Source organism: Caballeronia sp. LP006 (assembly GCF_031450995.1).
Classification (GTDB): Bacteria; Pseudomonadota; Gammaproteobacteria; order Burkholderiales; family Burkholderiaceae; genus Caballeronia.
Genome location: NZ_JARTVW010000003.1, coordinates 1158714 through 1175021, shown reverse-complemented (window position 1 = coordinate 1175021; position 16308 = coordinate 1158714). Strand labels below are relative to the sequence as shown.

Sequence of the window (16308 nt, the reverse complement as noted above, 5' to 3'; positions counted from 1 at the left end):
AACTCTGCCCGCGCGCGGGTAAACGATTAACCCGCCTCCCGGCCTTGCATTCAGCGAATATAAAACAGCGATGCTATATTGCGCCGAACCGATGCGGCCGAGCTTAAAGCGGCGCATTGCACTGGGTAGACAGCCCGCCATCCGGACGCCAAAGTCCACGGAGGAGACATGAATATAAAGAAAGCGATTGACCGCATTCCAGGCGGTCTCATGCTCGTGCCCTTGCTGCTCGGCGCCTGCGTCCATACGTTCGCGCCGGGCGCGGGCAAGTACTTCGGCTCGTTCACGAACGGGTTGATCACGGGCACCGTGCCGATTCTCGCGGTGTGGTTCTTCTGCATGGGCGCGACCATCGACCTGCGCGCGACCGGCACCGTGCTGCGCAAGTCGGGCACCTTGCTCGTGACGAAGATGGCGGTTGCGTGGATCGCGACCATCGTCGCCGCGCACTTCATTCCCATCGATGGCGTCAAGGCCGGTCTCTTCGCGGGCCTCTCCGTGCTCGCCATCACCACGTCGATGGACATGACCAACGGCGGACTCTACGCCGCCGTGATGCAGCAGTACGGCAGCCGCGAGGAAGCGGGCGCGTTCGTGCTGATGTCGGTGGAATCCGGGCCGCTCGTCAGCATGCTGATTCTCGGCGCGACGGGCGTCGCGTTCTTCGAGCCACGCCTTTTCGTCGGCGCGGTGCTGCCGTTTCTGATTGGCTTCGCGCTCGGCAATCTGGACAGCGACCTGCGCGAACTGTTCGGCCGCTGCGTGCATCCGCTGATCCCGTTCTTCGGCTTCGCGCTCGGCAATGGCATCGACCTGCACGTGATCGCGACGAGCGGCTTGCCGGGCGTTGCGCTTGGGTTGGGCGTGATCGTCGTGACGGGCATTCCGCTGATTCTCGCGGATCGCTGGATTGCGGGCGGCAATGGCGCGGCGGGACTCGCGGCTTCATCGACGGCGGGCGCGGCGGTGGCGAATCCGGCGATCATCGGCGAGATGATTCCGCGCTTCAAGCCGCTCGTGCCGGCGGCCACCGCGATGGTCGCGACCGCCTGTCTCGTGACGGCCATTCTCGTGCCAATTCTGACCGCGCTCTGGGTGCGCCGGCATCGGGCGCGTCATGGCCTTGAAGAACAACGTGTGGAAGAACCGGTGCGGCCGCTCGGCGAGCGCGACGTGCACGTGTGATTTCGTGCGGCCGACGAGCCGTCAGGATGGCTCGTCGCTCACGAACAGCATCGAGATATAAAGAATGGTCGAAACGGCGATAAGGCCAACGCCCGTGAACACCTTGGTGCGATTGAATTCGAGCCCGCCGTCGATGGCGATACCAATGCCGAGCACCGAGCCGAGCGTCCCGAAGGCCGCGAGCGCGACATGCGCCTTGCTCAAAAAGAGACGCCGGCGTTTTCTGCCGGCTTCGCTGAAGGGTCCTCGTCGCATCGCTTCTCCACCGGCTATGTAGCCGCGCCGTTATTTGCGTTCCGGATGAAGCAGCAATATCACAAAAATAAAACGTGCTTCGCGAAAGAAAATCGGCGAAGCACGTTCGTATCGACAATGCGTCACTCGACGCTTTCCCAGTGCTCCGGCTCGCCCTTGTCCGTGATACGCACCTTCGCCAGCAAGGGCGTATAGCCGCGCAGCCTGATTTCGCTGACCGCGAGCTTTTCTGAACTGAACACCTGCTCGGTGATCTTCGTGCCGTCGGGATACTCGAGTGTGTATCCATCGATTGGGCCCCATCGGCCCTTGGGCAAGGGTTCAACGTAGATTTGCATCATGATGACTCCGGCGTTGTAGGAAGCGTCGGGCAAGCGCCGTGACTGCGGCTGCCTCTTATATAAGAGCGTAGCCCTTAAGCGTGGCGCTGCATCGAGGAAAATGACGGCTAAATTTGCGCGTTGAATCAGAGGGTTGGAGAGAAAATTCCGCGATGAGAAACGCACCGGGGCTATGTGCAACGCGTGCATGCTGCCACGCAGCAGGATTTCTCACGACACGCGGGCTGGTTTCGTGATGTGGGATCGACGAGCTCACGCGCCCGGCAATTTGCCCGTGCATCGCAAGTCCTGGCACGAGCGTGGGTTCCATGGCGCGCGGCCGCCCAATGGCCGCGCGCGCCGGTAACGTCAACGTCGGTTATTGCGCGAGCGCCGAGTGCTTCATCAACGTCGCCGCAGCGGACGACGATGAAGCCGGGTTCTGCCCGGTAATCAAAAGGCCATCGGTGACGACATAAGGTGCCCAGTCTTCGAGCTTCGAATAGATGCCGCCCTTCGCCTTGAGTTCGTCTTCAACGAGGAACGGCACGACATCGGTCAGTCCGACCGCGGCTTCCTCGGAGTTGGTGAAGCCCGTGACTCGTTTGCCTTCGACAAGCGGTGCGCCCTCCGGCGTGCGGACATGGCGCAGCACGCCAGGTGCGTGGCAGACCAGCGCGACAGGCTTGCCAGCGGCCAAGAAGGCTTCGATCAGGGCGATCGAGTTTTTGTCTTCGGCCAGGTCCCAGAGCGGACCATGACCGCCCGGATAAAACACGGTATCGAAATCGGCTTGCGAGACGAGATCGAGCTTTACCGTGCTGGCAAGCTGCGCGGTAGCCTGCGAATCGGCTTCGAAACGATGTGTCATCTCGGTCTGATTGGCCGGCTCGTTGCTCTTCGGGTCGAGCGGCGGCTGACCACCTTTAGGCGATGCCAGCACGATTTCCGCGCCCGCATCCCTGAAGGCGTAGTAGGGTGCGGCCAGCTCTTCGAGCCAGAAACCCGTCTTGCGGCCCGTGTTGCCGAGTTGGTCATGCGAGGTCAGAACCATGAGCACTTTCATGTTGCATCTCCGTGGGTGAGTAAGGCGAAACCGTAAAGAAGGTTGATGGGGTTAGTAGACCAGTCGTCTAGTAAATGCTTCAAAAAAAGCACCTCTAAAGAAGTGCTGGCACCTCGCTCCCTGCTTCGTCAGGGAGCAAGTCGCAAGATCTGCTGCGTTGTCGTCGTCGCCACTTCAAACGGCTGCGTGTTGCGAACAATCTTCACCATGATGCTGGCGCCGAGCCACAGTTGATACAAGCTCTGCGCGACGCTTTGCGGATCACCTTCGATCGAAAGCGAGCCTTCCGCCACACCGATTTCGATTGCACTTGCAAGACGGCTAACGATCCCCGCCGTGCCGCGCTTCAGCGTGGCGCGCATGGCCTCCGACATGTCCGCCACTTCGGCGCCGAGCTTGACCGCGAGACATTTGCCCTGGCAATCGAAGAAGGACTGGGTTTCTTGCCAGATGCTCCAGTAGTTCGTCAGCCGCTGCGCCATGCTCAGTCCGGGCTGCGCTAGCGTCTGGTCGAGGTCGTTCAGGTAGTCCTCGAAATAGCGTTCCAGGAGCGCCACGCCGAACGCATCCTTGGAGCCAAAATAATGATAGAACGAGCCCTTCGGCACGCCGGCTTCCGTGAGAATCTCATTCAGGCCGACGGCGGAAAAGCCTTTGGCGCCGATCAACCGTTGACCGACGGTAATGATGTTTTCGCGGACGTCGACGGTTTCTGATGTGTTTGCGGTAGGCATGGGTGGACTTTAGCTTATAGTAGACCAGTCGTCTAGTATTTTAAGAAATTTCTTGCCCTCGCAGACGCCAAGTCCGGTCTATGTGCGATTCCTCACACTTTGTTTCAATTTGTTGCAAATACACGGGAGGCTTACTGGATAAGGCTTTGCGGGCTGGACGAGGTTGCGAGGGTGTCGGCAGGCCGCCGGGCTTGGTAAAGATTTCAAGCCCCACTCCGTTAAAGAACTCAACAGACAAGGAGCCGAAGCCATGAAGATCGAATCGAACAACACGCCCGCCGCACTCCAATCCGACACCTTTCGCGTAGCAAGCAAACGCGATGTGCAGGCTACGGGCGGCGTGCAGCAAACCAGCGCGACCAACGCAACCAGTTCGAAAGTGACGTTGTCCTCGTTGTCGTCTATGCAAGTCACGGGCGGCGCGGACATCGACACGGCGAAGGTCGAATCGATCAAGGCGGCTCTGCGTGATGGAACCTACAAGATCGACTCGGGCAAGATTGCGAGCGGCATGTTGAGCACCGCAGGCGATTTGCTCAAGACGACGATGCGTTGATGGGTGGTTAAGCGGGAATGGAGCGCGGGCGGCGTAGCGCAAAGCGTCGGGGGACAAAACCAAATGCCCCGTTCAAATGGCATGGCCGATTCTGCAGATTCGTAGTCGAGCGGACCGACGCGTAGTGAGCCCGACACCAATCACTCGCCTGGCGGCCCATACATCTTCGGATTTCTGCGCGGCGCCTCGACACGCTCTGAATGTGAATGATCAGTCGATGCCGGAGCTTGGGTGGCCGACCCTTCGGCTCCAACGCTATTCTCCGGCGATGCCGGCGCACCAGGCACCGCGCATCCCGCCAAAACGATTAGCAACGTCCCAAGCGCGGCTTTCAACATTTTGCACCCGGCATTAACGCACATTGGCAATCGCGGGCATCTCTTTGAACGAGGGCTTGGCGAACAAATAGCCTTGCATCAGGCTCACGCCGGCTGCTTCCAGAAAATCGCGCTCGCCTTGCGTCTCGATGCCTTCCGCGATCACGCGAATTCCCAGATCACTGCAAATCTTCAAGACGCCGGCAACGATCCGCTGACGCACGGTGTCGGTGTCGATGTCGCGCACCAATGCCATGTCGAGCTTGATCAAGTCCGGCTGAAAGTCGGCGAGCAGTGTGAGCCCTGAATAACCCGCGCCGAAATCGTCGATCGCGGTCTGAAAGCCGAACGATTTATACGCGCGGAAGATCTGCACCAGATGCGAACGGCTAATGATGTTTTCACCTTCGATGGTTTCGAAGATGATCTTATTCGCCGGGAAGCCGTGTTTCTCGGCGGCCTCGAAGGTACTGCGAATGCATGCCGCAGGCTGATAAACCGCGTTCGGCATGAAGTTGATCGACAGAAAGCTGTCCATGCCCATGCTTGCCGCCTGCTCGATTGCAGTCGTGCGGCAACGCTGATCGAAGTTATAACGGTTCGAGTCGTCGACCTGCGACAACACCGAACCCGCCGATTCGCCATTCGGCCCGCGTACGAGCGCCTCGTAGGCATAGGGACTGCCCGACCGCACGTCGACGATAGGCTGAAACGCAAAGGCCATTTCGATCTGCGCCACTTCGGGGCTATTGCAGCCACCGCAGCGAACGGGGCCGTTTGCCGGCTGTCCCGCCTCGTGAATTTTGATCATGTTTCGTTCGTCTGAAAAGTTGGTCTCTGAAGCGACCGCTTGCCATCACGCCGGCCTTCAATATATCGGACGATGGGACGCGCTTCTTTAACTTCCGGCACCTCCCGCGCTCGCCATGATCCACTTCTCGAAGGAAACCACGGCGTCATCCCCGACGCGGTCTGCGTTGATCACCAGTGTGTAATCGGCCGCGCGCCACGCCGGCGCCGCGATCGGGCATACGAGTCGGCCTTCGGCGATATCGCGTCCGATCAGCGGCAACGACGCGAGCGCCACGCCGAGCCCCTCCGCTGCAGCAGCGAGTTGCAGATATGTGTGCTCGAACTCGACATGCCGGGCCGCGCGCAAGTCCGCCGCGCCCGCCTCCTTGAGCCACGACGACCAACTCGTGCGCGTGCTGGCGGAATGCAGCAGCGCGTGATGACGCAGATCCGCGACGCTTGCTATGGGACGCTGACGCAGCAGCGCGGGGCTGCACACCGGCAGGCGCACATCGGCCATCAACGAGCGCGATACGACGCCCGCACCTTGTTCGTGACCCGAGCGTATGCCGATATCGAAGGCATCGCCGATATACCGCAACTTGCGCGACGTGGTCGACAACCTGACGTCGATATCGGGAAAGCGCGCCTGAAAGTCGGCGAGACGCGGCAGCAGCCAGCACAACGCGAAGCTCGCCAGCGCGTTCACGCGCACGACGCCGGACACGCGGCGCGTGAATTCGTCGTGCCTGAGGCGCGCTGCTCCGCGTGTGAGACGTTCGAACGCGCTGCTCACGTCGTTGAGGAGTGCCGCGCCTTCATCGGTAAGTTGAACGCCGCGCGCGCGCCGCTCGAACAACGGCACGCCGAACCAGTCTTCGAGCAGCCGTATTTGCTTGCCGACCGCCCAATGAGTGACATGCAGGTCGGCCGCCGCCGCGGCGAAGCTTCCATGCCGGGCGACCGCTTCGAAATTGCGCAACGCATTGAGCGGCGGCAGCCTGTCCCGGTCCTGCGCCAGATTTGCTGGTTCGTCCATGGCGTGACTTTATCTCTCCATTGACGCGATCTTACGTCAATTGAAGGCGCCTTCCTCGAGTCATAAAATTGTCTTTTAGGCCTCGTCACGCCGTCGTCCGGGACACTCATGCGCTTTATTCCGTTTTCCTTGCCGTCTCTGCTTAAAACCGACCGGACCGCGCTTCTACCTTCGCGCGTGCTTTGGCTGTCCTGCGTCGCACACGCGCTGCACGACGGTTACACGGACATGATCTACGCGTTGCTGCCGGTGTGGCAGGCGGACTTCGGTCTGGGGTATGGCGCGCTCGCCATGCTGCGCGGCGTCTATGCCGGAACCATGGCGAGTCTCCAGATACCGGCCGGGCGTCTGGCGCAAAGGCTTGGCAGCCGGGCGACGCTTGCGCTCGGCACGTTGCTCGCAGCCGGTGGCTACGCGCTCGCGGGTATGTCGGGAAGCCTGCTCGGTCTGTGCGTGGCGTTGGCGGTATCGGGAAGCGGGTCGAGCACGCAGCATCCCATTGCATCGGGCGCGGTGTCGCGCGTCTATGGCCGCCGCGCGCGCGGCCCCTTGAGCGTCTACAACTTCTCCGGCGATCTCGGCAAATCGGCATTGCCGGCCGCAATCTCTCTTCTCGTTACGCTCATGCCCTGGCGTCACGCGCTCTGGATCATGTCGGTCCTGGGTTGCGTCGTCGCTGTATCCATTGCACTTTTCTTCCCTGTCGTACCGAGAAGCACGCCGGCCGCCGATGCGCAATCCAGCGGCAACTGCGGCGGCTCAGGACGAGGATTTTCGATGCTGCTCTCGATAGGCGTGCTCGACACCAGCGTCCGCATGGGCCTGCTGACGTTCCTGCCGTTCTTGCTGAAAGAGAAGGGCATCTCTCCACCGATGCTGGGCACGGCGCTCGCGCTGGTTTTCATCGGCGGCGCGGCCGGCAAGTTCGCCTGCGGATGGCTCGGCGCGCGGCTGGGCGTGATCGGCACCGTGCTCGCAACCGAGGGCGGCACGGCGGCCTGCATCGTCGCGGTGATGCTCTGCCCGCTGAGCGTCGCGATGGTCTTGTTGCCGCTCCTCGGCGTGATGCTCAATGGCACCTCGTCCGTGCTCTACGGCACCGTGCCGGAACTGGCGCCACTCGACGGAGCCGAGCGGGCCTTTGCGCTTTTCTATACCGGCACCATTGCGTCGGGCGCGATCTCGCCGGTCATCTACGGTTTCCTCGGCGACCGGATCGGCGTGCACGGCGCCACGCTTGCCACGGCTCTCACGGCCATCGCCATTTTCCCGCTGGCCATCGCACTGCGCTCGCGCCTCGCGCACGAGGCCTAGATCGCGCATGTTCGTGCCAATCCGTCCGCGAACATGCGGGCGGTCGGGCGACCTTGCGTCTTCCTTCTTCACGCATCAGTTTTATTTATCGGACGCCGCATCACGCAGCCAGCCGATCGCTCGCCAAACCCCAGCAAGCAAAGGCATCGAACGCCGTCGGACGTATCGAATCGCGCCCATCTTCATGGTTTACGCGTAGTTTCCCGCGCAACCGCCAGCCGCTATCTTCCATTCAGTTTTCCGCACCAGACACCGCTGCCGATGGACGCGTAACGCGTCGCCCGGCACCCGAAGGAGCATCACAATGGCTCGCATCATCGGCGGCATTGCTGCCTCGCATACCCCGACCATCGGTTTCGCGTTCGACAAGAACAAGCGTGACGACCCGGTCTGGGCTCCCATCTTCGAAAACTTCGCGCCGCTCGCCACGTGGCTCGAAGAGAAGCGCCCCGATGTGGTCGTGACGATCTACAACGACCACATCACGTCGTTCTTTTTCGATCACTACTCGGCCTTCGCGCTCGGCGTCGGTCCGGAATGGCGCGTCGCGGACGAGGGCGGCGGCGCGCGCGATCTGCCGCCGATCAAGGGGCATCCCGCGCTCGCGGCGCACATCGGCAACTCGCTCGTGACCGACGAGTTCGATATGTCGTTCTTCCAGAACAAGCCGCTCGATCACGGCTGTTTCTCACCGCTCTCGATGCTTACCCCGCACAAGCCCGACTGGCCGATGCAACTGATTCCGCTGCAAATGGGCGTGCTGCAACTGCCCGTGCCGAGCGCGCGGCGTTTCTACAAGCTCGGTCAGGCGCTGCGCCGCGCCATCGAAAGTTATCCGGAAGACCTCAAGGTCGCGATCATCGCGACGGGCGGCCTGTCGCATCAGGTTCACGGCGAACGCGCGGGCTTCAACAACACGGAATGGGATCACCGCTTCCTCGATCTCTTCGAGCGCGACCCCGAGCAACTCGCCGACATGACGCTCGCCGAATACGCGGAACTCGGCGGCTTCGAAGGCGCTGAAGTGATCATGTGGCTGACCATGCGCGGCGCGCTGTCGAACAACGTCGTGTGCAGGCACCGCAGCTACTACCTTCCGTCGATGGCCGGTATCGCGACCGCCATCTACGAAGGCGAGGACAGCGAGACGAAACCCGCGATACTCGAACGTCATCGCCAGAAGATGGCCGTGCAACTCACCGATGTCGAGAAGCTGCAAGGCACGTATCCGTTCAGCATCGAAACGGCGGTGCGGGCTTATCGCATCAACGACTATCTGCATCGCATGGTCGAGCCCGCGCATCGCGAGGCGTTCAAGGCCGACGAGGAAGCGAGCTACGAAGCAGCGGGTCTGAGCGAACAGGAGCGCGATCTTCTGCGCCGCCGCGACTGGCGCGGTCTTCTTCACTACGGCGTGATCTTTTTCATGCTCGAAAAGCTGGGCGCGGTGACGGGCATCTCGAACCTGCATATTTATGCGGCGATGCGCGGCGAAACGCTCGAGGAATTCCAGAAGACGCGCAATGCGCCCGGCGCGCTCTACTCGGTGGCGGGCAAGGGCGCGGGCAATCTCGCCTGGGACAAAGAAGAGAAGAACAAGGCTTGACGGCCAAAACGATGCAACACGGAGACGAACATGAACAGCGGTAAAACCATCGACATCAAGGGCTTCATCGACGCGCGGCCCATCTCGGCGTACCAGTGGTTGCTGGTCGCGCTGTGCTTTCTCGTCGTCGCGGCCGACGGCATGGACGTCGCCATCATGGGTTTCGTGGCGCCCTCGATCATCGGCGACTGGCACATCTCGCGGCCCGCGTTCGGACTCGTGATGAGCGCCGCGCCCATCGGACTCGTGATCGGCGCGTTGACGGCGGGACCGGCTTCGGACCGCATCGGCCGCAAGTGGGTGCTGATCACCTCGGTGTTCCTGTTCGGCGTCTTTACCATCGCGACGGCGTTCACCAATTCGCCCTCGTCGATGGCGCTCCTGCGCTTGCTGACCGGTATCGGTCTTGGCGCGGCCATGCCCAACACCACGACGCTGCTCTCCGAATACGCGCCGCAGCGCAAGCGCTCGCTGCTCATCACCATCATGTTCACGGGCTTCAACCTCGGCTCCGCGCTGATCGGTTTCGTCGCCGGCTGGCTGATTCCCGAGCACGGCTGGCGCTCGGTGCTGATCTTCGGCGGCGCGTTGCCGCTCGTGTTGATTCCGCTGCAAATCTGGCTGCTGCCCGAATCGGCGCGTCTCATGTCGGTGCGTGGCGCGACCTCGCAACGGATCGGTGCAGTGCTCGGACGTGTCTGCGGCGAGCGCTTCAAGGGCGATGAAGTCTTCGTATCGACGGAACCGCCGCTGCCGACCAAGAAGCCTATCGGCGTGCTGTTCTCGCAAGGCTATGGTTTCATGACCGCCGCGTTGTGGGTCACGTACTTCATGGGCCTGCTCGTGATCTATCTGCTGACCGGCTGGCTGCCCACCTTGATGAAGGATGCGGGTCTCACGGTTTCCGCCGCCGCCAACATCACGGCGATGTTCCAGATCGGCGGCACCATCGGCGCGATCATCGTCGGCTTCATCATGGACAAGACGCGGCCCGCGCCTGTCATCAGCGCGGCGTATCTCGGCGGCGCGGTGTGCGTGCTGGGGCTTGCGTGGATCGGCGCGTTGTCGTCGTCGCTCGCCGTGCTCGTGTTCGCCGCGGGTTTTTGCATGAGCGGCGCGCAGACCGGCCTCAACGCCTTCGCGCCGGGACGCTATCCGACCGTGGCGCGCGCCACCGGCGTGAGCTGGATGCTCGGCATGGGACGCTTCGGCAGCATTTTCGGTTCGGCGATCGGCGGCGCGCTGCTCGGTCTGGGCTGGCAATTCGGCGCGATCCTCGCGATGCTCGCCGTGCCCGCCACGCTTGCCGCCGTCGCCATCCTCGTCGCGCAGAAAACGCGCGCCGGCGAACCCGCGCCGCAAACGAACGCCGCTGCACACTAGTTTCTGGAGCAAGGATGATCATCGACATTCACGGCCACTACACCACCGCGCCCAAGGCGCTGGAAGCGTGGCGCAACCGGCAGATCGCCGGCATCAACAATCCTTCGGAGAGGCCGGCGGTTTCCGAACTGCGTATCAGCGACGACGAATTGCGCGAGTCGATCGAGAGCAATCAGCTTCGCCTGATGCGCGAACGCGGGCTCGACCTCACCATCTTCAGTCCGCGTGCGAGTTTCATGGCGCATCATATCGGCGACTTCGACGTGTCGAGCACATGGGCCGCGATCTGCAACGAGCTGTGCTTTCGCGTGAGCGAGTTGTTCCCCGATCACTTCGTCCCCGCCGCGATGCTGCCGCAAAGCCCAGGCGTCGATGTGGCGACGTGCATTCCCGAACTCGTGAAGTGCGTCGAGCAATACGGCAATGTCGCCATCAATCTGAACCCGGACCCGTCCGGCGGTCACTGGACGAGCCCGCCGCTGTCCCATCGTTATTGGTATCCCATCTACGAAAAGATGGTCGAGTACGATATTCCCGCGATGGTCCACGTGAGCACGAGTTGCAACGCGTGCTTTCACACGACCGGCGCGCATTATCTGAACGCGGACACGACCGCCTTCATGCAGTGCCTGACCTCGGACCTGTTCCGCGACTTTCCGAGCCTGCGTTTCGTAATTCCGCATGGCGGCGGCGCGGTGCCTTATCACTGGGGTCGTTTTCGCGGGCTGGCGCAGGAACTGAAAAAGCCGCTGCTCGAAGACCATTTGCTGAAGAACATTTTTTTCGATACCTGCGTGTATCACCAGCCGGGAATCGACCTGCTGACGCGTGTGATTCCCGTCGACAACATCCTCTTCGCGAGCGAGATGATAGGCGCGGTGCGCGGCATCGACCCGCAAACGGGACAGTATTTCGACGATACGAAGCGCTATGTCGAAGCCGCGCAGATCGAACCCGAAGCGCGCTACAAGATCTACGAAGGCAACGCGCGCCGTGTGTATCCGCGCCTCGATACGGCGCTCAAGTCAAAGGAACGTTGAACATGGTCGAACTCGGAGTGGTTTATCGCAACATCGATCGCGCGGACGCAGAGGCCGCGACCAAACTCGGCGCGCTCGGCTCGGCGACCGTGCATGAAGCCATGGGGCGCGTCGGTCTGTTGAAGCCGTACATTCGGCCCATCTATGCGGGCGCTCAGGTGAGCGGCACGGCGGTGACGGTCCTTCTGCAACCCGGCGACAATTGGATGCTGCACGTCGCCGCCGAACAGATTCAGCCCGGCGATATCGTCGTGGCCGCCTGCACCACCGACAACACCGACGGCTTCTTCGGCGACTTGCTCGCGACGAGTTTCAAGGCGCGCGGTGCGCGTGCGCTCGTCATCGACGGAGGCGTGCGCGACGTGCGTGTGCTGACCGCAATGAACTTTCCCGTGTGGAGCCGCGCGATCTCGTCGAAGGGAACGGTCAAGGCGACGCTTGGCTCGGTCAACATTCCGGTGGTCTGCGCGGGCGCATGGGTTACTCCCGGCGATGTGATCGTCGCCGATGACGATGGCGTGGTCGTGGTGCCGGCTGCATCGGCGAGACAGGTGCTCGACAAGGCGAGCGCGCGCGAGGCGCTGGAAGAAGAGAAGCGCGACAAGCTCGCGAGCGGCGTGCTGGGTCTCGACATGTACAACATGCGCGAGCCGCTGCAACGCGCGGGCCTGCGCTACATCGACTGATATGGCAACGACGATTACCGGCATCTCGTCGATGGCGACGAAGCATCTGCTAGCCGATCTCGCCCATGCTTATGCAAGCGCATTCGCGCAGCCGGTCGCGATCGAATCGACGGGCGGCGTGGCGGCGTTGCGGCGTATCGAGGAAGGCGAGGCGTTCGATATCGTCGTGCTGGCCGCGAACGCCATCGAGCGTCTTGCCGAAGCGGGACGTATCGATCCGGCGAGCCGCGTGGATATCGCGCGTTCGGGCGTGGCCGTCGCGGTGAAGGCGGGCGCGCCGCATCCCTCCATCGACGACGAAAGCGCCGTGCGTCACGCAGTGTTGGCCGCGCGCAGTATCGGCTATTCGACCGGGCCGAGCGGCGCGTATCTCATGCGGCTGTTCGAGCGCTGGGGCGTGCTTCAGGAGGTGTCGTCGCGTATCGTGCAGGCGCCGCCCGGCGTGGCCGTGGGCGGACTTATCGCGCAAGGAGAAGTGGAGCTGGGCTTTCAGCAGATGAGCGAGCTGATCGGCGTCGCGGGCATCGACGTAGTGGGTCCGTTGCCCGCGGACATTCAGACGCTCACGGTATTTCAGGGCGCCGTGTGCACGGCCGCGCGCGAACCCGTGCTCGCGCGCTCCCTTCTTGCTTACCTGAGTTCTCCGGAAGCCGGCGCTGTCATGCAACGTCATGGCATGGAACCCGTTCGATGAGCACGCGCCTGAGCGAACGATGCAGACTTGCACTCTTTCGCCTGGCGTTGTCGGCGCCAGGCGGCGTCACCGTGTTTTTGATGGCCGATGGACGAGAGAGCGCCTTGCGCATCGCGCGCGCGGCCGTCTCCATTCTTCGCGAAGTGCCGGTGCATGAAGTGCGCGTACGCGAATCGCTGTCGTTTCGCGAGCTGCTTCGCGCGGGCGTCAGCGACGACCCCGATCTGCGCGTGTTCGAAGCATCGTCGAAAGACGGCAAGGTGCAAGCCTGGATCGAGCCGCCAATCTTCTTTACCGACGACGCCACCTTGCTCGGGAAGTGGGCCGAGCTGCATGCGGATCTCGCGACGGAGACCGCACGGCAGCTCATTGACCGCGCAAAGTAGGGGCGGACTTCAGGCCATTAAAGCGGCGTCAGTGCCCCCAGCGCAGCACCAGCGGGTCGAGCTTTCGCGCCACCTTGAGCAAGCCTTCGCGCACTTTAGGATGCATCGGCGCAAGCGGATGCCTCACCGCGTCCGAGCCGATCACGCCGCCTTCCTTCATCAGCGTCTTGCATGCGGCAAGCCCGCACTGACGGTTCTCGTAATTGATGAGCGGAAGCCATTGCTGATACAACTCGGCGGCTTCGTCGGTGTTGCCGGCAGCGTAGGCATCGACGATCTTGCGGATGCCGTCGGGGTAGCCGCCGCCCGTCATCGCGCCGGTCGCGCCTGCATCGAAATCGGGGATCAGCGTGATCGCTTCTTCGCCATCCCACGGGCCGACGATGGCATCGCCGCCGAGTTCGATCAGCTCGCGCAGCTTCGACGCAGCCTGCGCCGTTTCGATCTTGAAGTACGACACGTTTTCGACTTCACGCGCGAGCTTCGCGAGAAAGGGCGCGGACAGCGGCGTGCCCGCGACGGGCGCATCCTGAATCATGATCGGAATGTCGATGGCGTCCGACACCTTCGCGTAGAAATCCTGAATGCCGCGCTCGCTCACGCGGATAGTCGCGCCGTGATAAGGCGGCATGACCATGACCATGGCCGCGCCCGCGTCCTGCGCCGCGCGGCTGCGTTCGGCGCAAACGTGCGAGCTGAAATGCGTCGTCGTGACGATCACCGGCACGCGGCCCGCGACATGTTCCAGCACGGTGCGCTGCACGGCATCGCGCTCTGCGTCCGTCAGCGCAAACTGCTCCGAGAAGTTCGCGAGAATGCACAAGCCGTTCGAACCGGCATCGATCATGAAGTCGATGGCGCGCTTCTGGCCTTCGAGATCGAGCTTGCCTGCGTCGTCGAAGATGGTAGGCGCGACGGGGAACACGCCGCGATAAAGGGGAGCTGCCATTGATTGTTGTCTCCTGAATTTAGATGCGATAGAGGGCGCTGGCATTGTCGTGGAAAAGGGCCAGTCTTTCCGCGGGCGTTCGGTGCGCGACCATCGCCTTGAAGCCGCTGAAAAGATTGTCCAGCGAAACGACGAGGCTATCCACCGGAAAATTACTCGCGAACATGCAGCGCTCGACGCCGAAGCTCGCGATGGCCTCGCGCACCACCGGCCCGTTGCGCTCCACGCTCCAGTTTATCCCCGCTTCGCCGATGCCGGATATCTTGAGCCACACATTGGGCCAGCGCGCGAGCGTATCGAGCGCGGCGCGCCATGCGCGCAACGCCTCCTCGCTGCGATCGGCCGGTAAGCCCGTGTGATTCACGATGATCTTCACGTCGGGAAAGTCGCGCGCAAGTTCGGCCGCTTCCGCGAAATGCCACCACGGAGCCTGCAGTTCGAACATCAGATCATATGCCGCGAGCAGCGCGTAACCACGCCGCCACCGCTCGCAGCGCATGGAACCCGCTGCCGAGAAATCCGCGCGATGCTCCGCGCGCGGCACGGTCTTGGGCTTATGACGCACGCTGCGCACGAGCGGCAAGCCACGATATCCATCAAGCACCGCGCGCACGTCTTCGCGATCCAGCCAGATTTGTCCGGCCATTGCATTGGGCAGGCCGGTGCGCGCATTGAGCGCGCTCGCCCAGCGCGCTTCGCCGAGCGGATCGCGCGCGTCCCATTCGCCTTCCATCATCACCGTCTTGACCACGCGATGACTCGCCGCCTGCGCAAAGTAATCGTCGGGCAGGAAGTCATGGCAGATGGCCGCGTAATCGCCATAACGAAACGGAATGCGCGGCAGATCGCGCAGCCACGGATGATAGTTGTTCGCGAGGTCCCAGAAATGATGATGCGCATCGACGACAGGCAGGTCGGCATCGTCGCCGCTTTGCAGGAAGCGCTCGCGCAAGGCATCGATATGGGCGTGCATCATGGGCTCTTAGCTCACGCGGTCTTGTGCCATGCGCACGAGAATATCGAAGGCCTTCTGTGTAGCGCCGACATCGGCGGAACCCTTGCCGTGGATATCGAACGCGGTGCCGTGCGCGGGCGTCGCGATCGGCACCGGCAAGCCGCCGTGCACCGTGACGCCGCGCCAGAAGCCCATGAGCTTCATCGCGATCTGGCCTTGGTCGTGATACATGGTGACGACGCCATCGAAGACCTTTTGGTCGCGTGCACGCACGAAGATGGTGTCGGCGGGAAAGGGGCCTTGCGCGTCGTAGCCGAGCGCGCGTGCATGCTCCACGGCCGGCGTGATGACATCGATCTCTTCGCGGCCGAATGCGCCGTTGTCGCCGTTATGCGGATTGAAGCCGCAGACCGCGATGCGCGGCGCCGCGATGCCCGCGCGTTTGAGTCCGTCGTGAATCAACTGCACCGCGCCGACTATGCGTTCGTCAGAAAGCCGCGCGCTCACGTCCTTCAATGCAATGTGGGACGTGACGCGCGAGGTCCACAGTTCATCGAGCACGTTGAATTCGCAAAACGCGCCGGCATAGTCGAGCTGATGCGCGAACCATTCCATCTCGTCGTTCGTGTCCATGCCCGCCATGTGCAGCGAGGTCTTGTTGACGGGCGCGAACAACATGGCGTTGGTGCGGTTCGCGCGCGTCAGTTGCAGGGCTTGTTTGAACGCTTCCAGGCTGTAGCGTCCGCCGCGTTCCGTGGATACGGCGGGCTCGTAAGGCGCGTCGTCGGGCAGGCGGAAGTCGATGAGCGAAGGCACGTCGGTATCGCGCGCGGCGGCGGCTTCATCGTTCACCACGGTGTAATCGAAACGTTGCCGCGCGATCTCCATGCCGCGATCGAGTTCGCGCCGGTCGCCGATGATGAGCAGATCGGCACGCTTGCGATTTTCCGGCCGTGCAACGAGACGCGCGATGAGTTCGGGGCCGATGCCGGCGGGGTCGCCGAGAAGGACAGCAATGCGAGGTTTCATGA

18 protein-coding genes are annotated in these 16308 nt (G+C 62.5%); 9 read left to right on the top strand and 9 right to left on the bottom strand.

Annotated elements, in window-relative coordinates:
• Nucleotides 1-168 precede the first annotated feature (168 nt).
• Nucleotides 169-1185 (top strand): 2-keto-3-deoxygluconate transporter, encoded by a 1017-nt coding sequence (gene kdgT / locus P9250_RS09995; protein WP_244830008.1) that lies wholly within the window; start codon nucleotides 169-171, stop codon nucleotides 1183-1185.
• A gap of 21 nt (nucleotides 1186-1206) precedes the next feature.
• On the opposite strand, the gene P9250_RS09990 is transcribed toward kdgT, so the two are convergent.
• The 4 genes from P9250_RS09990 to P9250_RS09975 form a co-directional block, all read right to left on the bottom strand.
• Nucleotides 1207-1440, bottom strand: a complete 234-nt coding sequence (locus P9250_RS09990) for a hypothetical protein (RefSeq protein WP_244830009.1) — start codon at nucleotides 1438-1440, stop codon at nucleotides 1207-1209.
• A 122-nt stretch (nucleotides 1441-1562) separates the two neighbouring features.
• Nucleotides 1563-1781, bottom strand: a complete 219-nt coding sequence (locus tag P9250_RS09985) for a hypothetical protein (RefSeq protein WP_244830010.1) — start codon at nucleotides 1779-1781, stop codon at nucleotides 1563-1565.
• Between the two features lie 358 nt (nucleotides 1782-2139).
• Nucleotides 2140-2826: a type 1 glutamine amidotransferase domain-containing protein gene (locus tag P9250_RS09980; RefSeq protein WP_310392682.1), complete on the bottom strand. Its 687-nt coding sequence runs from the start codon at nucleotides 2824-2826 to the stop codon at nucleotides 2140-2142.
• 128 nt (nucleotides 2827-2954) lie between these two features.
• Nucleotides 2955-3560 carry a TetR/AcrR family transcriptional regulator gene (locus tag P9250_RS09975; RefSeq protein WP_250468592.1) on the bottom strand — a complete coding sequence of 202 codons (606 nt, stop codon included), beginning with the start codon at nucleotides 3558-3560 and terminating at the stop codon, nucleotides 2955-2957.
• Nucleotides 3561-3810: 250 nt separating this feature from the next.
• Between P9250_RS09975 and flgM the strand changes: the two genes are divergently transcribed.
• Nucleotides 3811-4116 carry a flagellar biosynthesis anti-sigma factor FlgM gene (flgM, locus tag P9250_RS09970; protein ID WP_244830013.1) on the top strand — a complete coding sequence of 102 codons (306 nt, stop codon included), beginning with the start codon at nucleotides 3811-3813 and terminating at the stop codon, nucleotides 4114-4116.
• A 351-nt stretch (nucleotides 4117-4467) separates the two neighbouring features.
• Here flgM and P9250_RS09965 read toward each other — a convergent pair whose 3' ends face one another.
• Complete coding sequence (locus tag P9250_RS09965; RefSeq protein ID WP_244830014.1) at nucleotides 4468-5244, bottom strand: EAL domain-containing protein; 777 nt, start codon at nucleotides 5242-5244, stop codon at nucleotides 4468-4470.
• 87 nt (nucleotides 5245-5331) lie between these two features.
• Nucleotides 5332-6264: a transcriptional regulator GcvA gene (gene gcvA, locus P9250_RS09960; protein ID WP_310392678.1), complete on the bottom strand. Its 933-nt coding sequence runs from the start codon at nucleotides 6262-6264 to the stop codon at nucleotides 5332-5334.
• Between the two features lie 108 nt (nucleotides 6265-6372).
• Here gcvA and P9250_RS09955 point away from each other — a divergent pair, with 108 nt between their 5' ends.
• The 7 genes from P9250_RS09955 (at nucleotide 6373) to P9250_RS09925 (ending at nucleotide 13373) form a co-directional block, all read left to right on the top strand.
• Nucleotides 6373-7578 (top strand): MFS transporter, encoded by a 1206-nt coding sequence (locus P9250_RS09955; protein WP_310392676.1) that lies wholly within the window; start codon nucleotides 6373-6375, stop codon nucleotides 7576-7578.
• Between the two features lie 304 nt (nucleotides 7579-7882).
• On the top strand, nucleotides 7883-9184 hold the full coding sequence (locus P9250_RS09950) for a gallate dioxygenase (RefSeq protein WP_310392674.1): 1302 nt from the start codon (nucleotides 7883-7885) through the stop codon (nucleotides 9182-9184).
• A 30-nt stretch (nucleotides 9185-9214) separates the two neighbouring features.
• Nucleotides 9215-10567, top strand: coding sequence for an aromatic acid/H+ symport family MFS transporter (locus tag P9250_RS09945; protein ID WP_250468578.1), 1353 nt, complete (start codon nucleotides 9215-9217; stop codon nucleotides 10565-10567).
• Nucleotides 10568-10581: 14 nt separating this feature from the next.
• Nucleotides 10582-11607 carry an amidohydrolase family protein gene (locus P9250_RS09940; protein WP_310392671.1) on the top strand — a complete coding sequence of 342 codons (1026 nt, stop codon included), beginning with the start codon at nucleotides 10582-10584 and terminating at the stop codon, nucleotides 11605-11607.
• A gap of 2 nt (nucleotides 11608-11609) precedes the next feature.
• Nucleotides 11610-12293 carry a 4-carboxy-4-hydroxy-2-oxoadipate aldolase/oxaloacetate decarboxylase gene (gene ligK / locus P9250_RS09935; protein ID WP_310392669.1) on the top strand — a complete coding sequence of 228 codons (684 nt, stop codon included), beginning with the start codon at nucleotides 11610-11612 and terminating at the stop codon, nucleotides 12291-12293.
• Between the two features lies 1 nt (nucleotide 12294).
• The gene (locus P9250_RS09930; RefSeq protein WP_309848164.1) at nucleotides 12295-12987 is read left to right on the top strand and encodes a substrate-binding domain-containing protein; all 693 of its coding nucleotides are present in this window, start codon (nucleotides 12295-12297) and stop codon (nucleotides 12985-12987) included.
• Nucleotides 12984-13373 (top strand): hypothetical protein, encoded by a 390-nt coding sequence (locus P9250_RS09925; protein WP_244830023.1) that lies wholly within the window; start codon nucleotides 12984-12986, stop codon nucleotides 13371-13373. Before P9250_RS09930 ends, P9250_RS09925 begins: the two co-directional genes overlap by 4 nt.
• 28 nt (nucleotides 13374-13401) lie before the next feature.
• On the opposite strand, the gene P9250_RS09920 is transcribed toward P9250_RS09925, so the two are convergent.
• Genes P9250_RS09920 through P9250_RS09910 form a run of 3 tightly spaced genes read right to left on the bottom strand, consistent with a single transcriptional unit; the run spans nucleotide 13402 to nucleotide 16306 of the window.
• The gene (locus P9250_RS09920; RefSeq protein WP_250494189.1) at nucleotides 13402-14322 is read right to left on the bottom strand and encodes a dihydrodipicolinate synthase family protein; all 921 of its coding nucleotides are present in this window, start codon (nucleotides 14320-14322) and stop codon (nucleotides 13402-13404) included.
• Between the two features lie 19 nt (nucleotides 14323-14341).
• Nucleotides 14342-15298 carry an amidohydrolase gene (locus P9250_RS09915; protein ID WP_250468564.1) on the bottom strand — a complete coding sequence of 319 codons (957 nt, stop codon included), beginning with the start codon at nucleotides 15296-15298 and terminating at the stop codon, nucleotides 14342-14344.
• Between the two features lie 6 nt (nucleotides 15299-15304).
• Nucleotides 15305-16306 carry a 4-hydroxythreonine-4-phosphate dehydrogenase PdxA gene (locus tag P9250_RS09910; protein ID WP_244830026.1) on the bottom strand — a complete coding sequence of 334 codons (1002 nt, stop codon included), beginning with the start codon at nucleotides 16304-16306 and terminating at the stop codon, nucleotides 15305-15307.
• Nucleotides 16307-16308 lie beyond the last annotated feature (2 nt).

Excerpts from the sequence above, each read along its gene's own strand:
- P9250_RS09915 (WP_250468564.1), bottom strand. The coding sequence starts at position 15,298 with ATGATGCACGCCCATATCGATGCCTTGCGCGAGCGCTTCCTGCAAAGC.
- P9250_RS09965 (WP_244830014.1), bottom strand. The coding sequence starts at position 5,244 with ATGATCAAAATTCACGAGGCGGGACAGCCGGCAAACGGCCCCGTTCGC.
- P9250_RS09945 (WP_250468578.1), top strand. The coding sequence starts at position 9,215 with ATGAACAGCGGTAAAACCATCGACATCAAGGGCTTCATCGACGCGCGG.
- gcvA (WP_310392678.1), bottom strand. The coding sequence starts at position 6,264 with ATGGACGAACCAGCAAATCTGGCGCAGGACCGGGACAGGCTGCCGCCG.
- P9250_RS09940 (WP_310392671.1), top strand. The coding sequence starts at position 10,582 with ATGATCATCGACATTCACGGCCACTACACCACCGCGCCCAAGGCGCTG.
- P9250_RS09930 (WP_309848164.1), top strand. The coding sequence starts at position 12,295 with ATGGCAACGACGATTACCGGCATCTCGTCGATGGCGACGAAGCATCTG.
- P9250_RS09955 (WP_310392676.1), top strand. The coding sequence starts at position 6,373 with ATGCGCTTTATTCCGTTTTCCTTGCCGTCTCTGCTTAAAACCGACCGG.
- kdgT (WP_244830008.1), top strand. The coding sequence starts at position 169 with ATGAATATAAAGAAAGCGATTGACCGCATTCCAGGCGGTCTCATGCTC.
- P9250_RS09980 (WP_310392682.1), bottom strand. The coding sequence starts at position 2,826 with ATGAAAGTGCTCATGGTTCTGACCTCGCATGACCAACTCGGCAACACG.
- P9250_RS09985 (WP_244830010.1), bottom strand. The coding sequence starts at position 1,781 with ATGATGCAAATCTACGTTGAACCCTTGCCCAAGGGCCGATGGGGCCCA.
- ligK (WP_310392669.1), top strand. The coding sequence starts at position 11,610 with ATGGTCGAACTCGGAGTGGTTTATCGCAACATCGATCGCGCGGACGCA.
- P9250_RS09920 (WP_250494189.1), bottom strand. The coding sequence starts at position 14,322 with ATGGCAGCTCCCCTTTATCGCGGCGTGTTCCCCGTCGCGCCTACCATC.
- P9250_RS09925 (WP_244830023.1), top strand. The coding sequence starts at position 12,984 with ATGAGCACGCGCCTGAGCGAACGATGCAGACTTGCACTCTTTCGCCTG.
- P9250_RS09910 (WP_244830026.1), bottom strand. The coding sequence starts at position 16,306 with ATGAAACCTCGCATTGCTGTCCTTCTCGGCGACCCCGCCGGCATCGGC.
- P9250_RS09975 (WP_250468592.1), bottom strand. The coding sequence starts at position 3,560 with ATGCCTACCGCAAACACATCAGAAACCGTCGACGTCCGCGAAAACATC.
- P9250_RS09990 (WP_244830009.1), bottom strand. The coding sequence starts at position 1,440 with ATGCGACGAGGACCCTTCAGCGAAGCCGGCAGAAAACGCCGGCGTCTC.
- flgM (WP_244830013.1), top strand. The coding sequence starts at position 3,811 with ATGAAGATCGAATCGAACAACACGCCCGCCGCACTCCAATCCGACACC.
- P9250_RS09950 (WP_310392674.1), top strand. The coding sequence starts at position 7,883 with ATGGCTCGCATCATCGGCGGCATTGCTGCCTCGCATACCCCGACCATC.